This window comes from Micromonospora sp. WMMD734, from assembly GCF_049178975.1.
GTDB classification, from domain to species: Bacteria; Actinomycetota; Actinomycetes; order Mycobacteriales; family Micromonosporaceae; genus Micromonospora; species Micromonospora wenchangensis.
On record NZ_JBMHMK010000001.1, the window covers coordinates 6,285,435 to 6,311,304 of the forward strand.

The 25,870-nt window shown below is 74.0% G+C and carries 25 protein-coding genes; 10 read left to right on the forward strand and 15 right to left on the reverse strand.

Annotated features, from left to right (window positions below):
• Nucleotides 1–134: 134 nt before the first annotated feature.
• Genes nagA through ACN267_RS27315 form a run of 3 tightly spaced genes read right to left on the reverse strand, consistent with a single transcriptional unit; the run spans nt 135 to nt 3,105 of the window.
• Nucleotides 135–1,244 (reverse strand): N-acetylglucosamine-6-phosphate deacetylase, encoded by a 1,110-nt coding sequence (gene nagA, locus ACN267_RS27305; protein WP_421489970.1) that lies wholly within the window; start codon nt 1,242–1,244, stop codon nt 135–137.
• Entirely contained in the window at nt 1,241–2,179 is a 939-nt protein-coding gene (locus ACN267_RS27310) for an ROK family protein (protein WP_421489971.1), read from the reverse strand. The genes nagA and ACN267_RS27310 overlap by 4 nt, the downstream gene beginning before the upstream one ends.
• Nucleotides 2,176–3,105 (reverse strand): SIS domain-containing protein, encoded by a 930-nt coding sequence (locus ACN267_RS27315; protein WP_421489972.1) that lies wholly within the window; start codon nt 3,103–3,105, stop codon nt 2,176–2,178. The genes ACN267_RS27310 and ACN267_RS27315 overlap by 4 nt, the downstream gene beginning before the upstream one ends.
• A 197-nt stretch (nt 3,106–3,302) precedes the next feature.
• Here ACN267_RS27315 and ACN267_RS27320 point away from each other — a divergent pair, with 197 nt between their 5' ends.
• The 5 genes from ACN267_RS27320 to ACN267_RS27340 all read left to right on the forward strand — a co-directional run bounded on the left by ACN267_RS27320 (nt 3,303) and on the right by ACN267_RS27340 (nt 7,481).
• Nucleotides 3,303–4,088, forward strand: a complete 786-nt coding sequence (locus ACN267_RS27320; RefSeq protein ID WP_204957526.1) for a DeoR/GlpR family DNA-binding transcription regulator — start codon at nt 3,303–3,305, stop codon at nt 4,086–4,088.
• A 118-nt stretch (nt 4,089–4,206) separates the two neighbouring features.
• Nucleotides 4,207–5,217 (forward strand): ABC transporter ATP-binding protein, encoded by a 1,011-nt coding sequence (locus tag ACN267_RS27325; RefSeq protein WP_421489973.1) that lies wholly within the window; start codon nt 4,207–4,209, stop codon nt 5,215–5,217.
• A complete protein-coding gene (locus ACN267_RS27330; RefSeq protein WP_204957528.1) occupies nt 5,214–6,227 on the forward strand; it encodes an ABC transporter permease in 1,014 nt (337 codons plus the stop codon). The genes ACN267_RS27325 and ACN267_RS27330 overlap by 4 nt, the downstream gene beginning before the upstream one ends.
• Before the next feature lie 179 nt (nt 6,228–6,406).
• Nucleotides 6,407–6,835 carry a DUF3263 domain-containing protein gene (locus tag ACN267_RS27335; protein WP_421490512.1) on the forward strand — a complete coding sequence of 143 codons (429 nt, stop codon included), beginning with the start codon at nt 6,407–6,409 and terminating at the stop codon, nt 6,833–6,835.
• Between the two features lie 133 nt (nt 6,836–6,968).
• Entirely contained in the window at nt 6,969–7,481 is a 513-nt protein-coding gene (locus ACN267_RS27340) for a GNAT family N-acetyltransferase (RefSeq protein WP_204957529.1), read from the forward strand.
• 97 nt (nt 7,482–7,578) lie between these two features.
• Here the strand turns inward: ACN267_RS27340 and ACN267_RS27345 are convergent, their stop codons facing one another.
• The 7 genes from ACN267_RS27345 to ACN267_RS27375 form a co-directional block, all read right to left on the reverse strand.
• Nucleotides 7,579–9,912 (reverse strand): AAA family ATPase, encoded by a 2,334-nt coding sequence (locus tag ACN267_RS27345; RefSeq protein WP_421489974.1) that lies wholly within the window; start codon nt 9,910–9,912, stop codon nt 7,579–7,581.
• Nucleotides 9,913–10,024: 112 nt separating this feature from the next.
• Nucleotides 10,025–10,696: a hypothetical protein gene (locus tag ACN267_RS27350; RefSeq protein WP_421489975.1), complete on the reverse strand. Its 672-nt coding sequence runs from the start codon at nt 10,694–10,696 to the stop codon at nt 10,025–10,027.
• A 41-nt stretch (nt 10,697–10,737) separates the two neighbouring features.
• Nucleotides 10,738–11,493 carry a GTP-binding protein gene (locus ACN267_RS27355; protein ID WP_204957532.1) on the reverse strand — a complete coding sequence of 252 codons (756 nt, stop codon included), beginning with the start codon at nt 11,491–11,493 and terminating at the stop codon, nt 10,738–10,740.
• Nucleotides 11,471–11,938 carry a DUF742 domain-containing protein gene (locus ACN267_RS27360; RefSeq protein WP_204957533.1) on the reverse strand — a complete coding sequence of 156 codons (468 nt, stop codon included), beginning with the start codon at nt 11,936–11,938 and terminating at the stop codon, nt 11,471–11,473. The genes ACN267_RS27355 and ACN267_RS27360 overlap by 23 nt, the downstream gene beginning before the upstream one ends.
• Nucleotides 11,935–12,405, reverse strand: a complete 471-nt coding sequence (locus ACN267_RS27365; protein ID WP_067305308.1) for a roadblock/LC7 domain-containing protein — start codon at nt 12,403–12,405, stop codon at nt 11,935–11,937. Before ACN267_RS27365 ends, ACN267_RS27360 begins: the two co-directional genes overlap by 4 nt.
• Entirely contained in the window at nt 12,402–15,212 is a 2,811-nt protein-coding gene (locus tag ACN267_RS27370; RefSeq protein ID WP_421489976.1) for a nitrate- and nitrite sensing domain-containing protein, read from the reverse strand. The genes ACN267_RS27365 and ACN267_RS27370 overlap by 4 nt, the downstream gene beginning before the upstream one ends.
• Entirely contained in the window at nt 15,199–16,386 is a 1,188-nt protein-coding gene (locus tag ACN267_RS27375) for a hypothetical protein (protein WP_204957535.1), read from the reverse strand. The genes ACN267_RS27370 and ACN267_RS27375 overlap by 14 nt, the downstream gene beginning before the upstream one ends.
• A gap of 370 nt (nt 16,387–16,756) precedes the next feature.
• Here ACN267_RS27375 and ACN267_RS27380 point away from each other — a divergent pair, with 370 nt between their 5' ends.
• Together ACN267_RS27380 and ACN267_RS27385 are read left to right on the forward strand one after the other, a co-directional pair.
• Nucleotides 16,757–19,627, forward strand: coding sequence for an alpha/beta fold hydrolase (locus ACN267_RS27380; RefSeq protein ID WP_421489977.1), 2,871 nt, complete (start codon nt 16,757–16,759; stop codon nt 19,625–19,627).
• The gene (locus tag ACN267_RS27385; RefSeq protein WP_421489978.1) at nt 19,627–20,529 is read left to right on the forward strand and encodes an ABC transporter permease; all 903 of its coding nucleotides are present in this window, start codon (nt 19,627–19,629) and stop codon (nt 20,527–20,529) included. The genes ACN267_RS27380 and ACN267_RS27385 overlap by 1 nt, the downstream gene beginning before the upstream one ends.
• Nucleotides 20,530–20,615: 86 nt before the next feature.
• Here ACN267_RS27385 and ACN267_RS27390 read toward each other — a convergent pair whose 3' ends face one another.
• Genes ACN267_RS27390 through ACN267_RS27400 form a run of 3 tightly spaced genes read right to left on the reverse strand, consistent with a single transcriptional unit; the run spans nt 20,616 to nt 21,720 of the window.
• A complete protein-coding gene (locus ACN267_RS27390) occupies nt 20,616–20,867 on the reverse strand; it encodes a hypothetical protein (protein WP_421489979.1) in 252 nt (83 codons plus the stop codon).
• Nucleotides 20,864–21,127, reverse strand: a complete 264-nt coding sequence (locus ACN267_RS27395; protein ID WP_204957539.1) for a DivIVA domain-containing protein — start codon at nt 21,125–21,127, stop codon at nt 20,864–20,866. The genes ACN267_RS27390 and ACN267_RS27395 overlap by 4 nt, the downstream gene beginning before the upstream one ends.
• Entirely contained in the window at nt 21,124–21,720 is a 597-nt protein-coding gene (locus ACN267_RS27400; protein WP_421489980.1) for a hypothetical protein, read from the reverse strand. Before ACN267_RS27400 ends, ACN267_RS27395 begins: the two co-directional genes overlap by 4 nt.
• A gap of 243 nt (nt 21,721–21,963) precedes the next feature.
• Here ACN267_RS27400 and ACN267_RS27405 point away from each other — a divergent pair, with 243 nt between their 5' ends.
• On the forward strand, nt 21,964–22,194 hold the full coding sequence (locus ACN267_RS27405) for a winged helix-turn-helix domain-containing protein (RefSeq protein WP_357536374.1): 231 nt from the start codon (nt 21,964–21,966) through the stop codon (nt 22,192–22,194).
• Between the two features lie 41 nt (nt 22,195–22,235).
• On the opposite strand, the gene ACN267_RS27410 is transcribed toward ACN267_RS27405, so the two are convergent.
• Together ACN267_RS27410 and ACN267_RS27415 are read right to left on the reverse strand one after the other, a co-directional pair.
• On the reverse strand, nt 22,236–23,408 hold the full coding sequence (locus ACN267_RS27410) for a sensor histidine kinase (protein ID WP_204957543.1): 1,173 nt from the start codon (nt 23,406–23,408) through the stop codon (nt 22,236–22,238).
• A complete protein-coding gene (locus ACN267_RS27415; RefSeq protein ID WP_204957544.1) occupies nt 23,405–24,061 on the reverse strand; it encodes a response regulator transcription factor in 657 nt (218 codons plus the stop codon). Before ACN267_RS27415 ends, ACN267_RS27410 begins: the two co-directional genes overlap by 4 nt.
• 125 nt (nt 24,062–24,186) lie before the next feature.
• Between ACN267_RS27415 and ACN267_RS27420 the strand changes: the two genes are divergently transcribed.
• Together ACN267_RS27420 and ACN267_RS27425 are read left to right on the forward strand one after the other, a co-directional pair.
• Nucleotides 24,187–24,729: a hypothetical protein gene (locus ACN267_RS27420; RefSeq protein WP_204957545.1), complete on the forward strand. Its 543-nt coding sequence runs from the start codon at nt 24,187–24,189 to the stop codon at nt 24,727–24,729.
• Nucleotides 24,726–25,859, forward strand: a complete 1,134-nt coding sequence (locus ACN267_RS27425; protein WP_204957546.1) for a peptidoglycan-binding protein — start codon at nt 24,726–24,728, stop codon at nt 25,857–25,859. The genes ACN267_RS27420 and ACN267_RS27425 overlap by 4 nt, the downstream gene beginning before the upstream one ends.
• Nucleotides 25,860–25,870 lie beyond the last annotated feature (11 nt).

Sequence of the window (25,870 nt, forward strand, 5' to 3'; positions counted from 1 at the left end):
CGTCGGGCACCGGCACCGTCGGGTGCCCGCGAGCCGTTCACGTCATCAGCTCGAAAGGACGCGCACGGCATCCCCGGTGCTCGCCGGTGCACACGTTGAGCAGGTCACCGAGGAGGACGGGGCGGCGACCCGGGTCAGTCGAGCCAGGTGCCGGCGCGCATCACCCGGACGACGGTCAGCTCGTCGTCGAGCACCACCAGGTCCGCGCGGCGGCCCGGCTGGAGCGCGCCGATCCGGTCGCCCAGGCCGATGGCACGGGCCGGGGTGGTGGCGGCCATGCGTACCGCGTCGACGATCGGGATGCCGGCGGTGACGGCGTGCCGCAGCGCCGCGTCCATGGTGAGGGTGCTGCCGGCGATCGCGCCGTCCCGGGCCAGCCGGGCCACCCCGTCGGCCACGGCGACCGGCTGGCCGCCCAGCTCGTACTCGCCGTCGGGCATCCCGGCGGCGGCCATGGCGTCGGTGACCAGGGCGATCCGCTCCGGGCCGGCCACGGTGGCGGCGAAGCTGAGCATCCCGTCGTGCAGGTGCACCCCGTCGGCGACCAGCTCGCAGACCACGTTCGGGGCCTCCAGCAGGGCCACCACCGGGCCCGGTTCGCGGTGGTGCAGCGGGCGCATCCCGTTGAACAGGTGGGTGCCGACGCTGGCCCCGGCCGAGACGGCGGCCCGGGTCTGCTCCCAGGTGGCGTCGGTGTGGCCGACGGCGGCGACCACCCCGTGCGAGGCGAGCAGCTTGATGGCGTCCAGCGCGCCGGGGCGCTCGGGGGCCAGGGTGACCATGCGGACCGTCCCGTCGCCGTCCGCGATGAGCCGGCCCAGTTCGTCGGTGGACGGGTCGCGGAGGAACTCCGGGTTCTGCGCGCCGCACCGGGCCGCCGACAGGTACGGCCCCTCGAAGTGGACGCCGGCCAGCACCCCCTCGCGGACCAGCGGCGCGAACGCGACGGTCGCCGTCCGCATCAGCTCGAACGGGGAGCTGACCAGGCTGGCCAGCAGGGTGGTGGTGCCGTGCCGCAGATGGAACGCGGCGGCCTCGCGGGCGGCGTCGGCGTCACCGGTGGTGAAGGTGTGCCCGCCCCCGCCGTGGGTGTGCATGTCCACGAAGCCCGGCACGATCCAGTGCCCGTCGCGCTTGGCCGGGTACTCGGCGACGGCGGTGATCCGCTCGCCGTCCAGCTCCACGCACCCCTGCCGGATCACGCCGGTCGGGGTCACCACCTTGCCGGTCACCCGCTGGGTCATCGTCTCTCCAGACTGTCGAGGGCGAGCAGGGCCGCACCGAGGCAGCCGGCCTCGTCGCCCAGGGCCGCCGCGACCAGGCGCGGCTCCCGATGGAAGGTCATCCGTTCGTGCAGGGCGGCGCGGAGCGGGTCGAGCAGCTGCCCGCCGGCCCGGGCCAGGCCGCCGCCGATGACCATGGTGTCCACGTCGTAGAGGGCCTGCCCGGTGGCGAGCCCGTCGGCGAGCGCCTCGACGGCCTCCCGCCACACCCGCCCGGCCAGCTCCTCACCGGCCGCCGCCCGCCCGGCCACGTCGGCCGCGCTCGCCGTCGCCCCGGCCAGTTCGGCGTAGCGGCGGGCCACGGCCGAGGCGGACGAGACGGCCTCCAGGCAGCCGGTCCGGCCGCAGCCGCAGCGCGGGCCGTCGGGGCGTACCAGGATGTGGCCGATCTCGCCGGCGGCACCGTGCGCGCCGACGGCGGCCGACCCGGCGACCACGTGCGCGGCGGCGATGCCGGTGCCGATCGCGACGAAGAGCACGTGCCGGGCCGCCCGTCCGGCGCCGAGCCGGGCCTCGGCGATCCCGCCCGCCCGCACGTCGTGGCCGAGCGCCGCCGGCAGCCCGAGCCGCGCACCCACCAGCTCCCGCAGCGGTACGTCCCGGAAGCCGACGTTGGCCGACCAGACCGCCACCCCGGCGGCCTCGTCGACCACCCCGGGCACGGCGACGCCGCAGGCCACCGGGATCGACCCGGCGGCACGCGCCCGGTCGGCCAGGCCCCCGGCGACGGCCAGGACGGTCTCCACCACGGCGTCCGGGCCGCGCCCGGCGTCGGTCGGATGCCGTTCGGCGTGCAGCACGCTGCCGTCCGGGCGGACCAGGGCGCACTTCATGCCGGTGCCGCCGACGTCCAGCGCGACGACGACCCGGTCGTCGCCCGGCGGCCCGTCGGTCATGCCAGCACCACGGAGCGGGTCAGGTGGCGGGGCGCGTCCGGGTCCAGCCCCCGGCTGGTCGCCAGGGCCACCGCGAAGCGTTGGGCGAGGATCAGGTCGGCCATCGGGTCGACCGGGGTCCGGCCGGCCGCCCAACTGCCGAGCACGGTGTGGCAGCCGTGGTGCCGGCTGTGCACGAACGCCGCCCCGGTGGCCGCCACGTCCTCCGGCAGGCCCTCAGGCAGCTCACCGAACGCCCAGACCAGCCGGCCGGGGCCGGCGATCGAGATGGGGCCGTGCCGGTAGTCCATCGCCGGGTACGCCTCGGCCCAGAAGGTGGCCGCCTCACGGCACTTCAGCGCTGCCTCCTGGGCCAGCCCGACCGTCCAGCCGCGACCGAGGAAGGTGGCCTGGTCGATGCGGGCCGGGTCGAGCGGCAGCGGGGCGCGGACGGCGACCTCGGCGTCGGCGGCCAGCGCCTCGACGTTGTCGCCGAGGTGGGCGCGGAGCAGGGCCAGGGCGGTGGTGGCGAACCGGGTCTGCACCACCGAACGCTCGTCGGCGAAGGGCATCGGCACGGCCGTGTCGGCGAACGTGACGGCGGGCGAGCCGGGGTCGCCGACCAGGACGGTGGTGGGGGTCCGGCCGCGTAGCGCGGCGAGCAGGTCGAGGACTTCGGTGGTGGTGCCGGAGCGGGTGATGGCGATCAGCCGGTCGTAGCGGCGGTCGGCGGGGAACTCGCTGGCCTGGAAGGCGTCGGTCTCGCCGTGGCCGGCCCGTTCGCGCAGCCCGGCGTACGCCATGGCCATGAACCACGACGTGCCGCAACCGACGACGGCGACCCGCTCGCCGGGGCGGGGAAGGGTGCCGGCGACGGTGCCGGCCAGTCGGGCCGCCTCCCGCCAGCAGTCGGGCTGGCTGGCGATCTCCGCGTCGACGTACGCCATGGGGAACTCCTCGCACAGGGGAGGGAGGTGCGCAATACGGCTCATTACCACCGTCTTTCGCGCGTTATTCTGCGCGAAACGAGGTGCGCGTGGCAACCTGCCCCCGGATCGCGCAGTCGATGGTTTTGCGTACCGGGAGTTTCGCGCACTACTGTGCACGCATTCGATCACCCTTCGTGCAGAGTCGGAGGCCCCCTATGGACCGGTACGCCAGGTGGAACGCTCTGCTCGAAATGCTCACCGACAGCGGTCGGGTCAGCGTCGAGGAGGCCGCCGAGCGGCTGGACGTCTCCCAGGCCACCATCCGCCGCGACTTCGACCAGCTCGCCCAGCAGCAGATGATCACCCGGACCCGGGGCGGCGCGGTCGCCAACGGTGTGTCCTACGACCTGCCGCTGCGCTACAAGACGGCCAAGCACTCGGCCGAGAAGCAGCGGATCGGGGCCGCCGCCGCCGCGCTCGTGTCGCCGGGCACCGTGGTCGGCCTCAACGGCGGCACCACCAGCACCGAGGTGGCCCGCGCCCTGGCCGTCCGGCCGGATCTGAACACCAACGCCGAGGGCGCCCAGCTCACCGTGGTCACCAACGCCCTGAACATCGCCAACGAACTGCTGGTCCGCTCCCGGATGAAGGTGGTGGTCGCCGGGGGTGTGGTGCGGCCGAAGTCGTTCGAACTGGTCGGGCCGCTCGGTGGGGCGTTGCTGCGCGAGGTCACCCTCGACGTCGCCCTGTTGGGCGTGGACGCGCTCGATCCGCAGCTGGGTGCCGCCGCCCACCACGAGGGGGAGGCGGCGATGAACAACCTGATGGTGGCGCGGGCCAAACGGGTCGTGATCATCGCGGACTCGTCCAAGCTGGGCGGTCACGCCTTCGCCCGGATCTGCCCGGTGGAGCGGGTGGAGACCCTGGTGACCGACTCCGGGGCGGCCCCGGAACTGGTCGATGCGTTCCGCGCCGCCGGAGTGGCCGTCATCTGTGCCTGAGTGACCCGTCGGTGCACCGTCGGTAGTAATCGAGCGCCGATGCATACCGGGTATTGCCCTCCCGGGTATACCGAGTATGGTGACCGCTGTCATCAGCCACCATCGGGGGAGGCGCAGCTTGTCGGCTGTCCTGGAGATCGAAGGTCTACGTAAGACGTACAAGAGCCGCCGGCGTGGGGTCCGCAACGCGCTGGACGGCTTCGACATGCGGGTGGAGGCCGGCCAGGTGCACGGCTTCCTCGGCCCCAACGGGTCGGGCAAGACCACCACCCTGCGTACCCTGCTCGGGCTGATCCAGCCCGACGGTGGGCGGATGGCCGTCCTCGGGCACGAGGTGCCCGGCGCACTGCCCACCGTCGCCGGTCAGGTCGGCGCGATCGTGGAGAGCCCGCAGTTCTTCCCGCACTTCTCCGCCCGGGACACCCTGTCCCTGCTGGCCGGGGCCGGCGACGTCCCCGCCGTACGGGTCGACGAGGTGCTCGAACTCGTCGGGCTGCGCGACCGGGCCGCCGAGCGGGTCAAGACGTACTCACTCGGCATGAAGCAGCGGCTCGCCGTCGCGTCCGCCCTGCTCAAGAACCCCAAGCTGCTGATCCTCGACGAGCCGGCCAACGGCCTCGACCCGGGCGGCATCCGGGAGATGCGCACCCTGATGCGCACCCTCGCCGAATCCGGGATGACGGTGGTGCTCTCCAGCCACATCCTCGGCGAGATCCAGCTCATCTGCGACGAGGTCACCATCATCTCGCTGGGCCGCCGGGTCGCCGCCGGTCCGGTGGAGCAGGTGCTGGCCCAGCACTCGCACGGCGGCGTACGGGTGCGGCTGGACGCCGCCGAGGACCTCTCCGCCGCCGCCGACCTGCTCGGCCGGGCCGGCGTCGCGGTCACCCGCCACCCGGACCACCTGATGCTGGCCGGCGTGGACAAGCCGGCCACGGTCAGCCGGCTGCTCGCCGAACAACACCTGTACGTCAGCGAACTGGCCCCGGTCTCGGTGGACCTGGAGAGCGTCTTCCTGGAGATCACCGCCACCGCTCCGGTCCCCGGTCAGCACCGCCAGGTCGACCAGTCCGCCACGATCGGCGAGCCGGGCCGCACCGCCGGCACCACGGGAGGGTGGGGCGCATGAGCCTGTACGTCACCGAACTACGTCGGCTGGCCAAGCGCCGGCTCACCCGGGTCATGCTGATCCTGCTCGTCCTCGGCCTGGCCGGCATCGTCACCGCCTTCACCTTCTCCAGCCAGAAACTCTCGCCGGCCGTGATCGCCCAGGCGCAGGCGGAGTCGGACGCGAACTTCCGCGACGCCCTCCGGGAGTGGGAGCGTTCGATCGCCGAGTGCGACGCGGCCAAGGCGCGTGGCGAGCAGACCGACGAGCGGTACGGCCCGAACTGCGGCCGGGACTGGAAGCCCACCGCCGAGATGTTCGACCCGAAGTGGAACCTGCCCTACCAGTTCGACTTCCGGGCCGAGTTCGGCAACTTCATCGCCATCTTCGCCGGGGCGGTGGCGCTGTTCGGCTTCCTGATCGGCGCCTCCTTCGTGGGGGCCGAGTGGAGCACCGGCGGGATGATGAACCTGCTGCTGTGGCGGCCGAAACGGCTCACCGTGCTCGGCACCAAGCTGGCCGCCGTGCTCACCACGCTGACCGGGGTGACGGTGGTGCTCGGTGCGCTGTGGACGCTGGCCTTCTGGCTGATCGCCAGCTTCCGGGGGACCACCGAGAAGGTCACCTCCGGGGTGTGGCAGTCCGCCGGGATCAGCGGCCTGCGGGCGCTGGCGATGATCCTCGCCGCCGGCGCGGTGGCCTTCGCCCTGGCGTCCCTGGGCCGGCACACGGCGATGGCCCTGGGGGTGGCCGTGGGCGCCGGGGTGATCAGTGAGATCGGCATCCGGATCGCCACGACGATCGCCGAGGTGCGCTTCGGTGACCGGTGGGTGCTGTCCACCTATGCGCTGGCCTGGTTCCAGAAGCAGTGGGCGCTCGTGGACTACCGCTCCTGCGAGCTCGTCCAGGGCGAGTGCACGCCCAAGGAACTGCTGGTGACCTGGCAGGACTCGGCGCTGGTGTTCGGCATCGGCACCGCCGTGGTGATGGTCGCCGCGTTCTGGATGATGCGCCGGCGGGACATCACCTGATCCGGGTGCCGCCCGGTTCGGGCGGCACCCGACCGTGACGGGCCCGGGTCGACCACGTGTCGGCCGGGCCCGTCCGTCGTCCGGAAGCGTCGCCCACCCTGGTTAAGCTGGGCTTCCCCGGCCGGCACGCCCGGTCGTCCACCCTGCCGAGGAGCGCCGTGCCGCCGCCCACCGACGCCATGCCGCCCACCGGCCCCACACCGCCCACCGGCCCCACACCGCCCACCGACGCCCGGTCCACGCCGCCGCCGGTGCCCGCACCCCGACCGGCTCCGGAGGGCGACCTGCCCGCACCCCGACCGACCCCGGACACCGACGTGCCGTCGCCCCGGTCCGGGCCGGAGGCCGGGTCGGCCGGTGCGCGGGGGGCGGCCGGCGACGAGCTGACCGAGCGGGAGCGGTCGATCCTCGCCTTCGAACAGCAGTGGTGGCGGCACGCCGGGGCCAAGGAACAGGCCATCCGGGACACCTTCGGGCTGTCCGCGACCCGCTACTACCAGTTGCTCAACGCCCTGCTGGACCGCCCGGCCGCGCTGGCCGCCGAGCCGCTGCTGATCGGCCGGCTGCGCCGGCTGCGCGCCTCCCGCGCCCGCAACCGCCGCCGCTGAGACCCGCGCGCACCGACAGCGGAGCGTGAGGTTGCCCGCTCCGATGGGACGACCGGCCGAGACCTGCGACCAGACCGCCAGTCACCGGCCAAAGAGGTGGACGACGGCCGCTACGGGCGGCAGACTGCGGCACGTGGCAGGCACGGTACGGCTGGAGCCGGTGGACGAGGCGAACCTGGAATCGTTGCTCTCCGTAGCGGCGGCCGAGGCGGAGCCGATTGACGTCATGCCCCCGGTCGACGCCCCCGCCGGCTGGTCGCTGGCCCGCCGGGAGGCGTTCCGGGATTTCCACCGGGCCAGCTTCGGCGGGCTGGACGGCCCGACCCGCACCCTGATGTTCGCCGTGTGCGCCGGCGGCGAGGTCGTCGGCATGATCCGGATGACCCGCTGCGACGCTCCCGGCGTGGTCGAGACCGGAATGTGGCTCGGCCGGTCGGCCCGGGGCCAGGGGCTCGGCGCGGCGGCCCTGCGGCAACTGCTCAACGCCGCGGCGGCGGCCGGCATGCACTCCGTCGTCGCCGAGACCACCCCGGACAACCTGGGGGCCGTCGCGGTGCTGCGCAACTGCGGCGCCAAGCTCCGCGAAGACGACCACAAGGTGTACGCGGAGATCTCACTCGACGCGACGCCCCCCGCCGCCGGCTGATCCTGCCGCCGGCTGACCCCGCCGTCGGCTGGCCCGGCCGAGGGCTGACCCCGCGGACCGCCGGTCCGCGCAGCACCCCACGGGCGACACAGCAGGATCAGCCTGCGTGCTTGTCGGCGTAGGCGGCCAGCCAGGCGACCTGCTCCGGGTCCAGGGAGGGGCGGACGCGGTCCCGGGCGGTGGCGACGTGCGCGGCGGTGACCGTGGCGGCCGACAGCGACTCCCGCATCGCGGCCAGCGCCGCCTCCCGCACCAGCGCCGCGCAGTCCGCTGCCGAGAAGCCGGTCAGCTCCTCGCCGAGCGCCACCAGGTCGACGTCCCCGGCGAGCGGCACGGCACGGGACGCGGCCCGCAGGATCTCCGCGCGGGCCGGGCCGTCCGGCGGCGGCACGTACACCAGCCGTTCCAGCCGGCCGGGGCGCAGCAGGGCCGGGTCGACCAGGTCCGGCCGGTTGGTCGCCCCGATCACCACCACGTTGCGCAGCGCCTCCACCCCGTCCAGCTCGGTCAGCAGGGCGGCCACCACCCGGTCGGTCGTACCGCCGTCGGTGGCCTGGCCGCGCACCGGGGCCAGCGCGTCCATCTCGTCGAGGAAGACCAGCGTCGGCGCGGCCTCGCGGGCCCGGCGGAACAGCTCCCGTACGGCCCGCTCGCTCTCGCCGACCCACTTGGACAGCAGTTCGGCACCCTTCACCGACAGCACGTTCGCCCGTCCGGTGCCGGCCAGGGCGGTCACCAGGTAGGTCTTGCCGCACCCGGGCGGCCCGTAGAGCAGCACCCCCCGGGGCGGCTGCACCCCCAGCCGGGCGAAGGTGTCCGGGTAGGTCAGCGGCCAGAGCACCGACTCGGTGAGGGTCTGCTTCACCTCGCCGAGACCGCCGACGTCGTCCAGGGTGACCGTCGCCAGCTCCAGCGTGGACGCCGCCATGGTGGTCGGCCGGACCACCTCCAGCGCCGCCGTGAAGTCGGCCATCGCCACCGTCGGCGTCTGCGCCGTCTTCTGCCGCAGCGCCGCCCGTACCCCGGCCTCGCGGACCAGCGCGGCCAGGTCGGCGGCGACGAACCCGGGGGTACGCCCCGCCACCTCGTCGAGCCGGACGTCCTCGGCCAGCGGGACCTGCCGGGTCAGCACGGTCAACTGCTCCCGACGCAGCGCCGGGTCGGGCAGCGGCACCGAGATCCGCATCGACAGCAGATCCGGCGCGCGCAACCCCGGGTCGACCGACTCCGGCCGCGAGGTGGTGCACACCACCGCCGTACCCGACCGGACGGCCCCGGCGAGCACCTGCCGGAACACGGTGGCCAGCGGCCCGGCGTCCTCGGCCGGGGCGAGCGCCTCCACGTCGGTGACCAGCAGCACGGTCGGCCCGTCCGAGGCCAGCTCGGCGACGGTGTCGCGCAGCCGTCGGGCCGCCGCGTCGTTGGTCAGCGCGGCGAGTTCCGGTGCCCACAGCGGGCGTACCCGGGCACCGACCGTCTTGGCCACCGCCCGCACCAGCGCCGACTTGCCCGAGCCGGCCGGCCCGCTGAGCAGCACACCGAGCGAGACCGTGGTGCCCAGCCGCCCCAGCACCTCCCGGTGGTGGAAGCCGAGGTCCAGCAGTTCGGTCAGCTGCTCGGCCTGGGCCCGCAGGCCGGGCAGTTCGTCCACGTGCGGCACGTCGTCGTCGTGCCCGGCCCCGCCGGCCTCCCCGGCCCCGCCGGCCTCCCCGGCCCCGCCGGCCTCCCCGGCCCCGCCGGCCTGCCCGGCCCTCTCGGCCTCTCCGGTCGGGCCCGTCGGGCTGTCGGCCGGAGCCGTCCCGGCGCGGCCGGCCGAGCCCGGCCCACCACCGGCCGGACCGGACGAACCGTGGGTGACCTGGCCGTGTTCCCAACCGACCACGGTGTCCATGGTGACCAGGCCACCGGTCTGCGGGTCGGCGGCGACCACGGTCAACAGGGTGCTCGTCCAGGCGTACCCGACGGTGTTGGCGAGACTGCGGCGGGCGGCCTCGACCAGACCGCGCACCGAGGCGTCGGGGAGCACGTCCTGGGGGAGCAGCGAGACGTTGTCACCCTCGGTGACGACCTTGCCGAGCAGGGCGAGCCGGAGCATCTCCGGGGACACCGCGGCGAGCACCGACACCGGGCCGGCCAGGGTCACCCGACGGGCCGAGGTCACCGGGGCGGGACCGACAGTCACCTGACCGCCGTCGCGTAGCCCGAGGTTGCCCAGCGTCAGGTCGTCGGCGTAGAGCAGAGCGGCGCTGGCGGTCGGCTCGGCGGGCGCGACGATCCCGGCGGTGACCCGCCTACCGGCCAGCCGCACCGGGTCCCCGGGGCGCAGGGCCAGGGCGGTGAGCACCTCCGGATGCAGCCGGACGATGCCACGTCGGGCGTCCAGCGCGGCCGGGCGCAGACTGGCGGTCAGGGTCAGATCCGGTGCGGGCATCGCCCGACAGTAGCCGCCCGCCGCCGCCGACGCCCGTGGTCATCCGGTACGACCGCCCAGGCCAGCCGCCCGGCCGGCCGGTGACGCGGGGTCCCGCGCCCCGGTCGTACCGTCAGGTGTCGCTGTCGAGCAGCGTCGGGTCCCGCCTGATCAACTCGGCGAGCCGGGCGGCCGGATCGACACCCGGCATCTCCCGGGCCGGTGTCCACGCCGGCGGAGTCCGGTCGGCCAGCGGCCAGGCCGGCGGCGGGGCGGCCGATGGGTCGACACCCGCCCGTGCCCCGACCTCCGGCCGCCCGTTGCGTGCCCCGTTCTCCGGTCCTTCGGTGCGGGGCCCGGTGCCCGGCCGCTCGTTACGGGCCGTGGGCTGCGCCTGCTCGATGCGCAGCGGGTACGTGCGTCCCGCGTACTCGACACGCAGCACCACGGTCAGCCCGGGACGGGCGGCCACCACCCGGCGGACGGCCTCGGCCACCTCCTCCACCGGGTCGCCGTCGGCGGCGGGCACCGGCCCGGCCCACCCGGACCCGGTCCGGGCCAGTTCGCCGGCCGCCGGCGTCGCGGATCCCGGCGCGGAGCGCGTCGGCTCGGTGGCGGCCGGCCCCGGGCGTGCCTGTTGCGTCGCTCCCGGCCCAGGGCTGGCCGGGGTGGTGGGCGGGTGGCCGGTGGCCCCGAAGGCCAGGGTCGGTCCACCGTCGTCGGCCTCCGGATCGGCCGACCGGCGGCGACGGGCCTCCTCACGGCGGGCCAACCGGGCCAGTGTCTCGTCCAGACCACCCCTCATCACGTCCCCCTCTCCGATGAAACGACCGGGCGTCGGTTCGGTCAGGCGCCCTTCTCCCGTACCGCCCGGTCCAGCGCCCGGTCCAGGACGACCAGCAGGGCGTCCCGCACCGACAGCCGTTCCCGGGCATCGAACTGCACCAGCGGCACGTGGTCACCGATCGCCAGCGCCCACCGGATCGCCCCCAGCTCGTGGGTCAGCCGGCCGTCGAAGGTGTTCACCCCGACCACGAAGGGCAGGCCGGCCCGCTCGAAGAAGTCGATCGCCGGGTAGCAGTCGTCCAGCCGGGAGCTGTCCACCACCACCAACGCGCCGAGCGCGCCCCGTGCCAGGTCGTCCCACATGAAACCGAACCGGTCCTGGCCGGGCGTGCCGAACAGGTAGAGCTTCAGGCTCCGGTCGATGGTCACGCAGCCGAAGTCCATCGCCACCGTGGTGGTGGTCTTCCCGCTGCGGGCCCCCGGGTCGTCCACCCCGATCCCGGCGCTGGTCATCTCGGCCTCGGTGGTCAGCGGAGCGATCTCGGAGATGGCACCGACCGTGGTCGTCTTGCCCACTCCGAACCCCCCGGCGATGAGCAGCTTGACCGGGATCGGCGGAGCGGTCGGCGGGCCGCTGCGGGTGTCCGTCGTCGGTGTCGCCGACGCCGCCGGTGGTCGGTACGGCGGTGGCGCGCCCAGGTGCTGCGGCACCGTCGGAGGGCCGCCCACGGGCTGTCCGTAGCGGGCGGAGGCACTGTTCGCGGCGAGCCCGCCGAGCGGGGCGACCGGCCATTCAGGAGATCGCACGGAGTCCATCAATCACTCGCAGGATGAGGTCGGGGTCAAATGCGTCGTCGACGACGCCGACGTGCACGTCGAGATGGCCGGCGGCCCGCAGGTCACCGACCAGCACCCGGGTCACGCCGAGTTGCAGCCGCATCCGGGCGGAGATCTCCGCCACCGAGATCGGCTCGCCGCACAGGGCGACGATCGCCTGCAACTCGGGGGCCAGCAGGGCCGCCACGGCGGCGGCCCGGCCCGGCCCGGACCGGGCGGTGACCTGGGTCTCCAGGCCGATCGCCGGGTCCGCGCCGGCCACCCGCCCGGCGGTCAGCACGAACGGACGAGGGCTGGCCGGGCGGTCGGCCTCCGGCTCGGGCGCGGGCGTCGGTGTCGCGTCGCCGATCGGAATCCGCAGGTAGGGGCGGACCCGGACCATGGGTTCGGGTTCCGGTTCCTCGCCGGCGGCGTCCCGGGTCATTGCTGAACGGCGTTCTTCAGCTCGGCGATGAGTCTCGGTGTCAGCGCGCCGCCGGCCCGGCCGGCGAAGAGCGTCATCTCGTACGCGACGGTGCCCAGGTTCGCCGACCGGTCGGCGATCACGCCCAGCACGGAACCGCTGCTGATCGCCGTGATCAGCAGGTAGCCGTCGGCCATGTCCACGATCACCCGGTTGAGCCCGCCGAGGGCGTACCAGCTGGCGGCACCCCCGGCCAGGCTGGTCATGCCGGAGACGACGGCGGCGAGGCGTTCCGCGTTGGACCGGTCCTTGATCGACGACATGGCCATCAGCAGCCCGTCGGAGGAGACCGCGATGGCCTCCAGGACGCCGGCGGTGCTGGAGGTGAACGAGTCCAACAGCCAGTTGAACGTGCGCGCCTCCGGGCTGAGGTCCCCGGCGGGATGGTTCTGGTAGTCGACGTTCTCGTGTACGTGCGGGCTGGTCACCGTGTCGTTCCTTCTTCAGTGCGGTGGTCGGTGCGGACTTCGCGCAGAGCGCGGGCGACGCCCGTCTCGAACGCGTTGATGAGATCGCGGACCTCGCCCGGATCTCCCGGATTCTGGCTGGGTGCCTGCCGGGGCGGTGAGACGACCAGGTTGGCGCCCGGGATCCGCCGGGTCAGCCGGGGCACCGCCGGTTCGGCGGAGGGCTGGGCCGCAGGGGGTCGGGTGGCAGCGGGCTGGGTGGCGGCGGGTCGGGCGGCGACGGGCGCGGCGGTCGGCCCGGCCTGTTCGGCCCGGTGCACCCCGGACTGGAACTGCTCGACCAGGGCCCGCGCGGCGTCCGGGTCGGCCCGGCTGCCGTCGACCGGCCCGACGACAGGTGCGGTGCGGGGCAGGCTGGCCCCGGGGACCCGCTGCCGGATGCCGGGCAGCGGGGCCGGTCGGTCCGCCGTGGGCGCGGTGGTCTGCCCCACCGTGGGGAGTCCGACGGCCTGCGGGACCGCCGGGCGGGGCGCGTCGGCCACCGGGGCGGTGCCCCGGGCCGGCGGCACCGTCGTCGTACCGGCCGGTTCGCCGGTGGGACGGGCCACGTCCGGGTCGCCGCCGGAGGTACGGGACGGCTCCTGGTCGGCCGGCGCGGTGCTGAACGCGTCCCAGGGGCCGGTGGCCGCCATGCTCCTGGTCGCCTTGCTGAGCAGCGTGGGATCGAACCCGGGCAGCGCCGTGGCGTCGACCACCGGCCGGGCCGACGCCGCGTCGACCGTCGGCCGGGCCGGACCGGCGTCGAGCACGACCGGCGTGCGGCCGGTCCGCAGGGGGACGTCGGTGCCGGGCCCGGTGGCCGGGCCGGTCGGTCCGGGTCGTTCCCGCGTCGGCAGTCCGGCCGGCGGGGTCGTCACGGGTCGTTCCCGCGACGGCAGCGCGACCCGGTTGACGGGTTCCCCGCCACGCCCGGTCGCGGGGCGGGCCAGGGCGGAGCCGGGGAGCGCCAGGCTGGCGGTCACCCCGCCGCCCGGGGTGGCGGCGAGTTCCACCGTCCAGCCGTGCCGGCGGGCGAGCCGACCCACCACGAAGAGCCCCAGCACCTCGGACGGGGCCAGGTCCAGCCGTTCCCGGCGGGTGAACCGGGCGTTCTCCTCGGCGAGCCGTTGCCCGCTCATCCCGATGCCCTGGTCGATGACGGCCAGCCGGGCGCCGTCGTCGGTCGTCTCGGCGGTGACCACGACCCGGGTGTGCGGCGGGGAGAACACGGTGGCGTTCTCCATCAGCTCGGCCAGCGTCAGCACCAGGTCACCGACGATCGCCGGTGCGGCGACGACCTCCGGCGGGACCTGTACGTCCACCCGGGTGTAGTCCTCGATCTCACCGAGGGCCAACCGGACCACGTCGGCGACCGGGACCGGTGCGACGTGCGCGTCGTCACCGGTCGCGCCGGAGAGCACCACCAGGCTGCCCGCGTTGCGGCGCAGCCGGCTGGAGATGTGGTCGAGCCGGTACAGGTGTTCCAGCCGGCCCGGCTCGGTCTCCTGCTGCTCCAGCCGGTCGATCAGGGCGATCTGCCGGCCGACCAGGTTCTGGGTACGCCGCCCGACGTGGCCGAACATCTGGGCCACGTTGCGGCGGCTGGCCACCTGCCGTTCCACCAGCCGGGCGGCGGTGTTCTGCACCCGTTCGAAGGCGCGGGCCAGGTCGCCGATCTCGTCCCGGGCACCCACGTCGACCGGGTCGAGGCGTACCGGTGGGGTGGTTTCGGACTCGTCGTCGGCGACCCGGACCAGTTCGGACTCGGCGACCCGGGCGACCCGGTCGGCGGAACGGGTGAGCCGGGTGAGCGGTCGGGCCACCGCCCGGCCGACCGCCATGGTGAGCAGGATGACCGCGATCAGGATGGTCACCATCAGCAGCGTCACCCAGTACGCCCCGGCGAGCGCCACCTGCCGGTCGGCGCGTACCTCGGCGGTGACGTCGGCGGCCAGTTTCTTCTCGACGAACTGGCCTAGCGTGATCATCGAGCCGACGGTGGGGAAGAGGGTCGCCACGTCCAGTGCGCCGATGGCGGTGGCCGGGTCGACGGCGCTCTGGTCGATGAAGTTCGGCCCGGTGCGGTTGGCGACCGCGATCTCCTCCAGGGTGAGCAGGTCGAGCTGCTCGGGGGTGACCAGGGCCTGGAGCCTGGCGCTCTCGTCGGAGAGGACGGCGAAGTTGGCCACGTAGGCGGTGACGGTCTGGGCGTTGGGTCGGGCGGCGACCAGCACGATCAGGGTGGCCCCGGCGCTGAGGCTCTCGCCGGTGCGCAGCAGGCCGTCCAGGGCGAGCACCTGTCGTCCGGCCGGGGTGCGGGTGTCCGCGTTGAGCCGCAGTCGCAGCGAGTCGATCAGGGCGGTGTTCACCGGCCCGTACCCGGCCATGAGCTGGTCGGGGCCGGTCTGCCCGGCAACCGCCGCCGTCCGCAGCGTGGCCAGCTGGCGTACCCCGTCGAGGGCGGTGTCGACCTCGGCGGGCAGGTCGTCGCCGAGGTCGGAGCGCAGGTCGGCGACCCGGTCGTCCACCTCGGCGATCTTTTGCACGAGGTCGGTGCGTTGGACCTGCCCGAGCAGCAGGCCGACGGCGAGCAGGCGTTCCTGCTGGAGGTGTTGCAGGATCGTGCCGACCCGGCTGGCGATCCGGACCCGGTCGGCGGTGTCGCCGGCCCGCTGGGCCTCGGTGGCGCGTTCCCAGACCACCGGCACCGTGAGCCCGGCCATGCAGAGCAGCGGGACGACCACCAGCAGGGCAAGCTTGCCCCGGATCCGCAGCCTACCGAGCAGCATCGAAGGGCCTCCACCTGTCGGGTTCGGTGCCCCGGCCGGCCGGCTGGAGCACCGGCCCGGCGGGCAGGCGACCGGGCGGCGTCGGCGGTTCCCATGGGGTGGGCGCGGTGGCGTCGGCGGGCTCTCCGCCCGGTGGGTTGCCCCGGCCCGTGGGGCGTTCGCGGCGGCGGGTCGGCAGCCAACCGCTCGCGCCGAGCGCCACCAGCAGCAGCCCGGCCACCCCACCGGCGGCGAGGATCAGTAGGGCGTCGCGGTCGAGCTGGTCGATGCGCTGCCGCAGCAGCCGGTCGATCTCGTCGAGCAGGACCGGCTGGAGTTCCCGGGCGGCGGTCTGCGCCTGGGTCCGGGCGGCGGCGAGTTTCGCCACGTCCAGCTCCTGGGTCCGGCCCCGGGGCTGGGACAGCGCCCCCAGGGCCTCGACGGCCCGCTGGTACTTGTCGAACGGGGTGAGCACGTCGGCGCCGATGTCGGCGCTCTCCGAGGTGTCGACCACCGTCTGAAGGTCGTTGACCAGGTCACCGGCCGGTTGCAGGGCGGCGAACCGGAGGGTGGCCAGCTCACCCACGGTGCGGGCCTGGTCGGCGGCGGGGCGTCGCTGTGCCAGCACGGCCAGGTCGACGAGGCGTCCGGCGGCGACCGTCGCCTCCGGCATCTCCTCGCCGACGCCGTCCTGCAGGAAGTACGAGTCGGAGCCGGGGTCGCGGATCAGGCCGGAGGTTTCGCGGATCTTGCCGTGCAGGGCGAGCAGCAGGTCGGTGACCTCGCCGTACGCGGTGAAGGCGGTTTCCGGGTCGGTGAGCGACCGGCTGGGCAGGCCCTCCAGTTTCGCCCGCAGGCCGGCCCACCGTTCGGTGCTGCGCAGTTCGCCGCCGACCCGGGCGTCGACCGCCGCGGCCGCCTCCACGGCTCGGTCCAGGGCGTCGCGGGGCACCGGGCGGGAGGCGACGGCGGCGGTCTGCGCGTCGACCAGCGCCTCGGTGACCGGGCCGAGGGCGCGCAGGTACTCGACGCCGAGCCGTTCCCGTTCGGCCAGCTCACGGTCGGTGTCCACGAGCTGGTGGCCCTGTACGACGAGGAACGCCACCGGCAGCAGCAGCGCAGTGGCGAGTAACAGCGGCAACAGGCGGCCCGGTGTCCTGGGCCGTCGACGGACCCGCGAGGCGGGAACGGTCATGGTTGTCTCCTCCGGCGGCGGCGCAGGGGGTCGGGGATGGCGTGACAGTTCGGTCCCGTGCGTCGGACCGAGAACCTAATCGACGGGTGATCCCTGGTCGGAGGTCTACGCGGGTCAGTTTTGCGTCACTTCGAGTGATGTGACGCAAGATTGACCTTCTCGTGACGCTGCGTACTGTTGTCACGGTGACATGCTCGTTTCCATAGCGATATCGCGCCTTACGCGTGAATTCACGTAATCCGAATTCGTTCTGCGTGAACGCCGGGTGACCTTGTGCGGTTTGCCTCCGCCGATCGCCGATCGGCTGGCCAGGACGGACGTACGGCGGATCTCAGCCAACGCTCAGCTTCCGGGCCGTACCGTGAGCCGAATGAAATCGCCGTTGTCGGCCGCCCGGCTTCGCCGTGCCCTGCCCACCGGTCGTCGAGCGGTCGCCGCGTCGGTGGTCGTCGTCCTGTTGGCGGCGGTCGTCGGCTGGGCGGTCTGGCCGGACCGGCCGGACTTCCGCACCGAGTCGACCATGCTCACCGTGCGCTCCGGGCCGGCCGGTGACGAGCCCGTCGACCTGGACACCACGTTCTACCTGCCCGAGGGCGCGTCGGCCGACCGGAAGGCACCGGCGGTGCTGCTGGCGCACGGCTTCGGCGGTACGAAGGACTCCGTCCGCGCCGACGCCGAGGACCTGGTGGGGCAGGGCTACGCGGTGCTGACCTGGACCGCGCGGGGCTTCGGCCGCAGCGGCGGGCAGATCCACCTGGACAGCCCCGACTACGAGGTACGCGACGCCCAGCGGCTGCTGGACTGGCTGGCCGCCCGCCCCGAGGTGCGTACCGACACCGCCGGTGACCCCCGGGTCGGGGTGGTCGGTGGCTCGTACGGCGGCGGGCTGGCCCTGCTGCTGGCCGCGCAGGACCCCCGGGTCGACGCGATCGTCCCCATGATCACCTGGAACGACCTGTCCCGCGCCTTCCTGCCGGAGAGCACCGGCAAGCCGGCCACCGAGGGCGTTTTCAAGAAGGGCTGGGCCGGCATCTTCTTCGGCGGCGGCGGCAGCGCCGGCTCCGGGCCGGCCGGGCTCTCCGGCAACACCGCCGCCGTCCAGCCGGAGGGCGCTCCCGCGTCGGCCGGTGCGCCCGGCCCGCAGCCGGGCGACGGGCCGGGCAGCCGGTCGCCGCGCGCCCCCGGGGCCGCCGCCGACCCGTCCTGCGGCCGGTTCGCCGCCGACGTCTGTGCCACGTACCTGCGGATCGCCACCACCGGGCGGGCCGACCAGGCGGCGGTGGACCTGCTCCGGCGTTCCTCCCCGGCCGACGTGCTGGGCCGGATCAAGGCCCCCGCCCTGTTGGTGCAGGGCGAGGCGGACACCCTCTTCCCGCTCACCGAGGCGGACGCCAACGCGCGTGGCATCGCCGCCGCCGGCACCCCCGTGCGGGTGGCCTGGTTCACCGGCGGCCACGACGGCGGCACCGGGCCGACCAGCGACTCCGACCGGGTGAAGTACCTGACCGTGCAGTGGCTGGACCACTACGTCAAGGGCACCGGCGCGGCCCCCGGTGACGACTTCACGTTCTCCCGGATCGCCGGCTTCGACGCCCTCGACCGGGGACTGGTCGCCACCGGTTACCGCACCGCCGACTATCCCGGGGTGACCGGGGACGCCCGGCGGGAGGTGCCGGTCACCGGGCCGGCGCAGCCGGTCGCGAACCCGCCCAACGGCAACCCGGCGGCGATCTCGGCGATCCCGTTCGCCGGTTCGCTCGGTTCCCTGCTCGACGGGGTGGCCGGCGACGTGCCCGGCCAGCACGCCCGGTTCGAGTCGACGCCGCTGGCCGAGGCGGTGGACGTGGTGGGCGCGCCCACCGTCACCGTCCGGGCCGCGTCGGCGACCGGCGAGGCGGTGCTGTTCGCCAAGCTCTACGACGTCGACCCGGCCGGCGCGGCGACGCTGCCCGACGGGCTGGTCGCCCCGATCCGGTTGACCGGGCTGCCGGCCACGATCGACGCCGCGCAGCCGGTCCAGGTCACCCTGCCGGCGATCGTCCGTCGGGTCGAGGCCGGGCACCGGCTGCGGGTGGTGCTGGCCACCGCCGACCAGGCGTACACCACGCCGACCGCGCCGGCCGTCTACACGGTGGCGGTCGACGGGGCGGTGAGCCTGCCGACGGTCACCGCCACCCCGATCCCGACCACCGCCACGGTGTGGCGCTGGGTGCTGGTCGGCCTGCTGGCCGCGATCCTGGTCGGGCTCGTCGTGGTCGTCGCCGTGGTCCGCCGCCGGCACCGCCGCCAGGACGACTCCGTCCACCCCGAGTACGCGGGCATCCCGCTCGCCGTCCGCGACCTGCGCAAGGAGTACGCGGACGGGTTCGTCGCGGTGTCCCGGGTGGACTTCGAGGTGCACCCCGGTCAGGTGATGGGGCTGCTCGGCCCGAACGGCGCGGGCAAGACCACCACCCTGCGGGTGCTGATGGGGCTGACCCAGCCGACCGCCGGGGAGATCTACGTCTTCGGGCACCGGCTGGTGCCCGGCTCGCCGGTGCTGTCGCGGATCGGCGCGCTGGTGGAGGGGCCCGGTTTCCTGCCGCACCTGTCCGGCCTGGACAACCTGAAGGCGTACTGGCGGGCCACCGGGCGGCCGTGGGCCGACGCGCACTTCGACGAGGCGTTGGAGATCGCCGGCCTGGGCGACTCGGTGCACCGGCGGACCAAGAACTACAGCCACGGCATGCGGCAGCGGCTGGCCATCGCGCAGGCCATGCTGGGCCTGCCGGAGCTGCTGGTGCTCGACGAGCCGACCGATGGCCTGGACCCGCCGCAGATCGCCGAGATGCGCCGGGTGCTCCAGCGGTACGCCACCGACGGCCGGGCGGTGCTGGTCTCCAGCCACCTGCTGGCCGAGGTGGAGCAGACCTGCACGCACGCGGTGGTGGTCAACAAGGGCCGGATCGTCGCGTCCGGCCCGGTGGAGGAGATCGTCGGCGAGTCGCCGAGCACCCTGTTCGAGGTGACCGACCAGGCCGCCGCGCGGAAGGTGCTGGGCCGCCTCGACGCGGTGCAGGTGCTGACCGCCGACGACGCCGGTGCTCTGGTGGTGGACACGAACGGGACCGCCCGCAGCGAGGTGGTGGCCGAGCTGGTCCGGGCCGGGATCGGGGTGGACCGGGTGGTGCCACGGCGTCGCCTGGAGGATGCGTTCCTCGCTTTGGTGGGCGAGAACTCTCGGGGAAGCGGTGACCGGTGATGGCAGGTTCTTCGGTGGGTTCCCCGTCGGGGGTGGGGGAGTTCGGGTCGGGTGGGGCGGCGGCCGGCTACCGGCCGGGGGCGACCCTGCCGTTCGGGGCGGAGTTCCGCCGGCAGGCGTCGCGGCGGCGTACCCAGTTGGCGCTCGGGTTCATGGTGCTGCTGCCGTTGATCATCCTGGTGGCGTTCCAGTTCGACTCCGGGGACGACGACGGCGGGGGCCGGGGCGAGTTCGCCAGCCTCGCCGACCTGGCCACCTCGGGCGGGCTCAACTTCACCCTCTTCTCGATCCTGGTGTCGGCGTCGTTCCTGCTGGTCGTGGTGGTGGCGCTGTTCTGCGGTGACACGGTGGCCAGCGAGGCGAGCTGGGGCAGCCTGCGGTACCTGCTGGCGGTGCCGGTGCCCCGGGCCCGGCTGCTGACGGTGAAGCTGCTGGTGGCGCTGGCGTACTCGGGGCTGGCGCTGCTGTTGCTGGCCGGTACGGCCCTGCTCGCCGGCACCCTGCGCTACGGCTGGTCGCCGCTGACCAGCCAGGTCGCCGCCGAGCTGACCCCGACCGAGGGGCTGGTAAGGCTGCTGGCGGTGCTCGGCTATCTGGCGGTGGTGCTGCTGGTGGTGGCCGGGCTGGCGTTCCTGCTGTCGGTGGTCACCGATGCCGCGCTGGGTGCGGTCGGTGGCGCGGTGCTGCTGTGGATCCTGTCCAGCATCCTGGACCAGATCACCGCGCTGGGGGTGCTGCGCGACTTTCTGCCGACCCACTACAGCAGCGCCTGGCTGGGCCTGCTGTCCACCCCGATGCAGACCGACGACGTGGTCCGGGGCGCGATCTCGGCGGTCAGCTACGCCACCCTGTTCTGGGGACTGGCCTTCTGGCGCTTCACCCGCAAGGACGTCACCAGCTGACCCCCGCCCGCTCGCCGTGGAGCAACGGGGTCGATGTTGCGCTATCGCCGCCGGCGGACACCGCGACATCGGCCCCGTTGAGTCGATCATTCCGCCGTCGGGGCGCACCCGCCGTCGTGGCCGGCGGTGCGACCGCAGCGGCCGGGGCCGCCGAGCGGGGCGTCGCACCAGACCCGGGTACGCACGGACTGCCGGTCCTCCGGCGACAGGGTCGTCTCGCCGAAGTCGACGGCGAGCACGTGCCCGAGCGAGCGACGCAACGCCATCGCCAGGGCGGCGACCTCGTCGACGCTGGTCAGCCTGGTCGGCAGGTGGATGATCCAGCACGGGTCGGTCATCGTGGCCACCACCTGTTCCGGGCGGCTCTCGTCCGGCGGCAGTCGGTGTGCCCTGATCCCCACCGTCGCAGCGCCACCCGGATGCGCTCGCCCTCGGTGGTGGCGGTCGCCAGGTCCCGGGTGACCCGTTCCAACTCGTCGGCGACCTGGTCGAGGAAGGCGTACACCTGCTCGGGGTCGAGACCACGCCACCGACGGGTGCCGAAGGTGACGGTGCGGACGTGCTGCGGCAGCAGCCGCCGCCCGGCTCGATAGATCATCCTGTGTCGCCCTTCCTGGCCGGTCGGGGTGCCGCACCCGACAACCCGTCGGTGTACGACCCCAGTGCGGCGACGGCAGCGGCCAGACACTCGGCCATCAGGTCGAGCTGCTCGGCGGCGTATCGCCACTGCCGCGTGGTCGTCTCGGTGTCGTGTCGCCCCGGTGGGGTGGTGCCCCCGGTGGAGTCGGTAGGCGTGGCCTCGGCGGGGGCTGCGTCGCGGAGCTGCTGGCCGGCGGCGGTGACCCGGCCCGGGAGGTGTCGAATCCGATCGGCTGCCGCACTCCACCGGCCACGGACGGTATCCAGCGTCTCCACGAGGTCGCCGATGGTGCCCGGCTCGACGTGCCCGGCGGCGACCCGCAGCCGGCGTATCCCGTCGGTGACCTGCTGGTCGACTTCGGCGGCCAGGTCGAGGGCGTCACCGCCGCTGCGTCGGGCCAGCCGGAGCGCCGGGTGGGTGCATCCCGCGCCGACGCGTTCCAGCAGCACCACCCCGGCGGCCACCCCGAGGTACGTCTCCCGCAGCTCGGCGGCGACCTGCTCGGCCGCCCGTAGCGCGCTGGCGACCGGCACCTCCGTACTCGTCTCCACCGTGTCTCCTCTGCCTACGTGGGTGCCGGGGCAGCGCGCCGACCAACCTGGAAGGGGCTCCAGTCGATCCGTACGCCCTGCCCCGGCCCTGTCCGGGTGTTCTCCCGGAGGGTGAACCGGCCCTGGTGCCAACCCGGGTGGCTCGGTCCCATGCTATTGCGCCTAGTGACATAGGTCAACCAAGCGCTTGAGGTGAAGTCGCAGAACGTGATCAGATGGGATTGCCAACCCGGGAGGATCACCATGCCCGCGATTCCGCTGAGCTATACCGACATTGCCGCCGACATCACCAGCCGGATCAGGGATGGCGAGTATGAGCCGGGGGCCAAGCTGCCCTCCTACTCGCAGCTCGCGGATCTCTACTCCGTCTCGTTCTCCACGGCTGCGCGAGCGGTGGCGCTGCTGCGTGACCGGGGTGTGGTCGTCGGTGCGCCCGGTCGGGGAGTGTTCGTCCGCGACACGGGCAACGCGTGATGCCTGACACGAGGGAGCGGGTTGGGAGCTTTGGAGTCGGGTCAGCCGGTGGTGGGGAGGGAGACGGTGACCACCAGGCCGCCGTCGGGGCGGGGGACGGCCCGCACCGTCCCGCCGTGCGCCCGCGCCACCGCCCGCACGATGGACAGCCCCAGGCCGAAGCCCCGCTGACCGGCGACCCGTTCCCGGTTGAGCCGGCGGAACGGCAGGAACATCGTCTCGATCTCGTACCCGGGCACCACCGGCCCGCTGTTGCTGACGGTCAGGGTGGCCCGACCGTCGACCACCGCCGTGGCGACCGAGAGCCAGCCGTCGGTGTCGACGTTGTGCCGGACGGCGTTCTCCACCAGGTTCTGGGTGAGCCGTTCCAGCAGCACCGGGTCGCCGGCCGTACGCGCCGGGGCCAGTTCGCGAGTGACGGCGAGCGTGGTGGACCGGCCGGTCTGCTCCGCGACGTGCCCGGCGATCTCGGCGAGGTCCACCTCGGCGTGTTCGGCCAGCGCGTTCTCCGAGTCGGCGAGGGTGAGCAGCCCGTCGATCAGCCGTTCGTGACGTTCGTTGACGGCCAGCAGGGTCTCCCCGAGCTGCCGGACCTCGGGTGAGGCGTCCGGCCTGGTGATCGCCAACTCCACCAGGGACCGGTTGATCGCCAGCGGGGTACGCAGCTCGTGTGAGGCGTTGGCGACGAAGCGCCGTTGCCCGTCGAAGGACCGGTCGAGGCGTTCGAGCATCAGGTCGAACGTGTCGGCCAGCTCCTTCACCTCGTCGGTCGGCCCGACCAGGGCGATCCGCTCGTGCAGCCCCCGGCCCGCGCCGTCGGCGCCGGCGATGCGGCGGGCCGTGCCGGTGATCTGCTGCAACGGCTGCAACGCCCGGCCGGCGACCAGCCAGCCGAAGGCGACCGCGGCGATGGTCACCACGGCCAGTGCCACCCCGCCCTGGGTGAGCAGCGAGTCCAGGGCGTCGCGGCGGGCGTCGTCCTGCACCTGTCGGACGATGGTGCGCAGGTGTTCGGCCTGGCTGGCGCTGATCTGGGTGCCCTGCGGCAGCGAGACCGACTCATTGCCGCCGCTGCCGCGCAGGTTGAACCCGAGCCCATGGGCGAGCCGCTGGTCGACCAGCACGTACGTCACGGCGAGCAGCACCGTGCCGGCGAGCAGGAACAGGCCGCCGTAGATGAGGGTCAGCCGGGCCCGGATGGTCGGTTTCCTCATCGGATCTGGTATCCCACCCCGGGCACCGTCTCGATGACCGGCGGGTCGCCGAGCTTGCGCCGCAGCTTCATCACGGTGACCCGCAGCACGTTGGTCATCGGGTCGATGTGCTCGTCCCAGGCGCGTTCCAGCAGGTCCTCGGCGGAGACCACCGCGCCGTCGGCGCGCAGCAGCTCGGCCAGCACGCCGAACTCCTTACGGGACAACGGCACGAAGTTCCCGTCCCGGGTGACCTGCAAGCGGGCCGGGTCCAGGACGATCCCGGCCCGGCTCAGCTTCGGCGGGGCGGCCGGGCGGGTACGCCGGGTCAGCGCGTGCACCCGGGCGCTCAGCTCGACGAACGCGAACGGCTTGGTGAGATAGTCGTCGGCGCCGATGGCCAGGCCGGCGACCCGTTCCCGCACGGCGGCGGCGGCGGTCAGCATCAGCACCCGGGTGTCCCGTTCGGCCCGGACCAGTGCCCGGCACACGTCGTCACCGTGCACGACGGGCAGGTCACGGTCGAGGACGACCACGTCGTAGCCGTTGACGCCGATCCGTTCCAGGGCCGCGTCGCCGTCGTACGCGACGTCGACCGCGAACGACTCCCGGCGGAGCCATTCGGCGATCGCGTCCGCGAGCAGCTTCTCGTCCTCGCACACCAGTACGCGCACCGTTCCATCCTCGCCTACGCCGGGATAACCACCGCGTTAACGCCACCGCTTATGCCCTGGATACCGCCTGAGGAGTTGAGTTATCCCTAATGCCGGCTCTCTGCCGGCCGGAAGGGAGACCGACGATGCGACGAAATCCGCTGAGCCTGCTGCTGGCCCTGCCGGTGGTGGCGGCCCTGGCCCTGAGCGGCTGCCAGTCCGACGGCGACGACGACCCCGGGGTGGCCACCGCCGGTGGTGGTGGCGCGGAGCCCTCGGTGTCCGCCGCCGGGCTGAGCGACGAGCAGCGCCAGCTCAAGTTCACCACGTGCCTGCGGGAACAGGGCCTCGACGTGCCGGACCCGGAGCCGGGGCAGAAGGGGCCACGGTTCGACTCGGGGGCGGACATCGACCTGGGCAAGGTGCAGGCGGCGCTCCAGGAGTGCCGCGAGTACGCCCCCAACGGCGGGCAACCCCGGCAGCTCGACGCCGAACAGACCGAGCAGGTCCGCAAGCTGGCCGGCTGCATGCGGGAGAACGGCGTGCCGGACTTCCCGGACCCGTCCGCCGACGGGCGCATCCAGCCCGGCAAGGCCAACATCGACCTGAAGGACCCGAAGGTGCGGGCCGCGTTCGACAAGTGTCGGGAGATCATGCCCAACCTCGGTGAACGCCGGAGGACGTCATGAGCACCACGGCCCGACCCGTCGAGTCGACCGCCACCGCACCCGACGAGCCACCGGCCCGGCGGCGACGCCCACGCGCCGGGGTCCTGCTCGGTGCGGTGGCGTTGCTGGTGGTGGCGGTGGCGGTCGTGGCGGTCACCTCCGCCACCGACGGCCAGGCCGACCGGTCGGCCGCCGTGGACCGGCCGCCGGCGACCGCCACCGTGACCCGGCAGACCCTGGTCGACCGGGAGACCAAGAACGGCGAGCTGGGGTACGGCACCCCGCGCGCCCGGGAGAGCCGGCTGGCCGGGACGGTCACCTGGCTCGCCGCGGGTGGCGCGACGGTCAAGCGGGGCAAGGCCCTCTACCGGATCGACGACGAGCCGGTGGTGCTGCTCTACGGCAGCCTGCCCGCGTACCGGATGCTGCGTTCCGGGGTCAGCGGCACCGACGTCAAGCAGTTCGAGCAGAACCTCGCCGCGCTCGGGCACACCGGCTTCGACGTCGACGAGGACTTCACCTCGGCGACCGCCGACGCGGTCCGCGACTGGCAGGAGGACCTGGGCCTGCCGGAGACCGGTCAGGTCGAACCGGCCCGGATCGTCTACGCCCCGGGCGAGGTGCGGGTGGAGAGCCACGGCGTGGAGGTGGGCGACACGGTGGGCGCGGGCAAGGTGGTGCTGTCCACCACCGGGACGGCCCGGCTGGTCACCTGCACCCTGGACGTCGAGGACCAGCGGCTGGCCCGCAAGGGCGCGAAGGTGACCATCACCCTGCCGGACGGCACCCGCAGCACGGGTCGGGTCGACACGGTCGAGACGGTGGTGCAGACGACGGCGGCGTCCGGCAAGGACCCGGAGACCGAGACCAAGATCGAGGTCACCGTCACCGGGGACGACCCGAAGGTGCTGGCCGGCTACGACAAGGCGGCGGTGGATCTCGGCCTGATCGCCTCGGAACGCGCCGACGTGCTCTCCGTACCGGTCGCGGCGCTGCTCACCCTCGCCGAGGGCGGTTACGGGCTACAGGTGGTGGAGGACACCGGCACCCGGATCGTCGCGGTGCGCACCGGCCTGTTCGCGGACGGTCGGGTGGAGGTCTCCGGCGAGGGGGTCACCGCGGGGCTGACCGTGGGGATGCCCGGTGACTGAGCCGGCCCGGC

What these genes read in the sequence shown, in the direction of transcription:
- ACN267_RS27345 (WP_421489974.1), bottom strand. Translation starts at nt 9,912, where the DNA reads ATGCCCGCACCGGATCTGACCCTGACCGCCAGTCTGCGCCCGGCCGCG.
- ACN267_RS27355 (WP_204957532.1), bottom strand. Translation starts at nt 11,493, where the DNA reads ATGGACTCCGTGCGATCTCCTGAATGGCCGGTCGCCCCGCTCGGCGGG.
- ACN267_RS27425 (WP_204957546.1), top strand. Translation starts at nt 24,726, where the DNA reads ATGAGCACCACGGCCCGACCCGTCGAGTCGACCGCCACCGCACCCGAC.
- ACN267_RS27395 (WP_204957539.1), bottom strand. Translation starts at nt 21,127, where the DNA reads ATGATCTATCGAGCCGGGCGGCGGCTGCTGCCGCAGCACGTCCGCACC.
- ACN267_RS27375 (WP_204957535.1), bottom strand. Translation starts at nt 16,386, where the DNA reads ATGACCGTTCCCGCCTCGCGGGTCCGTCGACGGCCCAGGACACCGGGC.
- ACN267_RS27370 (WP_421489976.1), bottom strand. Translation starts at nt 15,212, where the DNA reads ATGCTGCTCGGTAGGCTGCGGATCCGGGGCAAGCTTGCCCTGCTGGTG.
- ACN267_RS27310 (WP_421489971.1), bottom strand. Translation starts at nt 2,179, where the DNA reads ATGACCGACGGGCCGCCGGGCGACGACCGGGTCGTCGTCGCGCTGGAC.
- ACN267_RS27320 (WP_204957526.1), top strand. Translation starts at nt 3,303, where the DNA reads ATGGACCGGTACGCCAGGTGGAACGCTCTGCTCGAAATGCTCACCGAC.
- ACN267_RS27315 (WP_421489972.1), bottom strand. Translation starts at nt 3,105, where the DNA reads ATGGCGTACGTCGACGCGGAGATCGCCAGCCAGCCCGACTGCTGGCGG.
- ACN267_RS27380 (WP_421489977.1), top strand. Translation starts at nt 16,757, where the DNA reads ATGAAATCGCCGTTGTCGGCCGCCCGGCTTCGCCGTGCCCTGCCCACC.
- ACN267_RS27385 (WP_421489978.1), top strand. Translation starts at nt 19,627, where the DNA reads ATGGCAGGTTCTTCGGTGGGTTCCCCGTCGGGGGTGGGGGAGTTCGGG.
- ACN267_RS27390 (WP_421489979.1), bottom strand. Translation starts at nt 20,867, where the DNA reads ATGACCGACCCGTGCTGGATCATCCACCTGCCGACCAGGCTGACCAGC.
- ACN267_RS27410 (WP_204957543.1), bottom strand. Translation starts at nt 23,408, where the DNA reads ATGAGGAAACCGACCATCCGGGCCCGGCTGACCCTCATCTACGGCGGC.
- ACN267_RS27360 (WP_204957533.1), bottom strand. Translation starts at nt 11,938, where the DNA reads ATGACCCGGGACGCCGCCGGCGAGGAACCGGAACCCGAACCCATGGTC.
- ACN267_RS27420 (WP_204957545.1), top strand. Translation starts at nt 24,187, where the DNA reads ATGCGACGAAATCCGCTGAGCCTGCTGCTGGCCCTGCCGGTGGTGGCG.
- ACN267_RS27350 (WP_421489975.1), bottom strand. Translation starts at nt 10,696, where the DNA reads ATGAGGGGTGGTCTGGACGAGACACTGGCCCGGTTGGCCCGCCGTGAG.
- ACN267_RS27330 (WP_204957528.1), top strand. Translation starts at nt 5,214, where the DNA reads ATGAGCCTGTACGTCACCGAACTACGTCGGCTGGCCAAGCGCCGGCTC.
- ACN267_RS27335 (WP_421490512.1), top strand. Translation starts at nt 6,407, where the DNA reads ATGCCGCCCACCGGCCCCACACCGCCCACCGGCCCCACACCGCCCACC.
- ACN267_RS27405 (WP_357536374.1), top strand. Translation starts at nt 21,964, where the DNA reads ATGCCCGCGATTCCGCTGAGCTATACCGACATTGCCGCCGACATCACC.
- nagA (WP_421489970.1), bottom strand. Translation starts at nt 1,244, where the DNA reads ATGACCCAGCGGGTGACCGGCAAGGTGGTGACCCCGACCGGCGTGATC.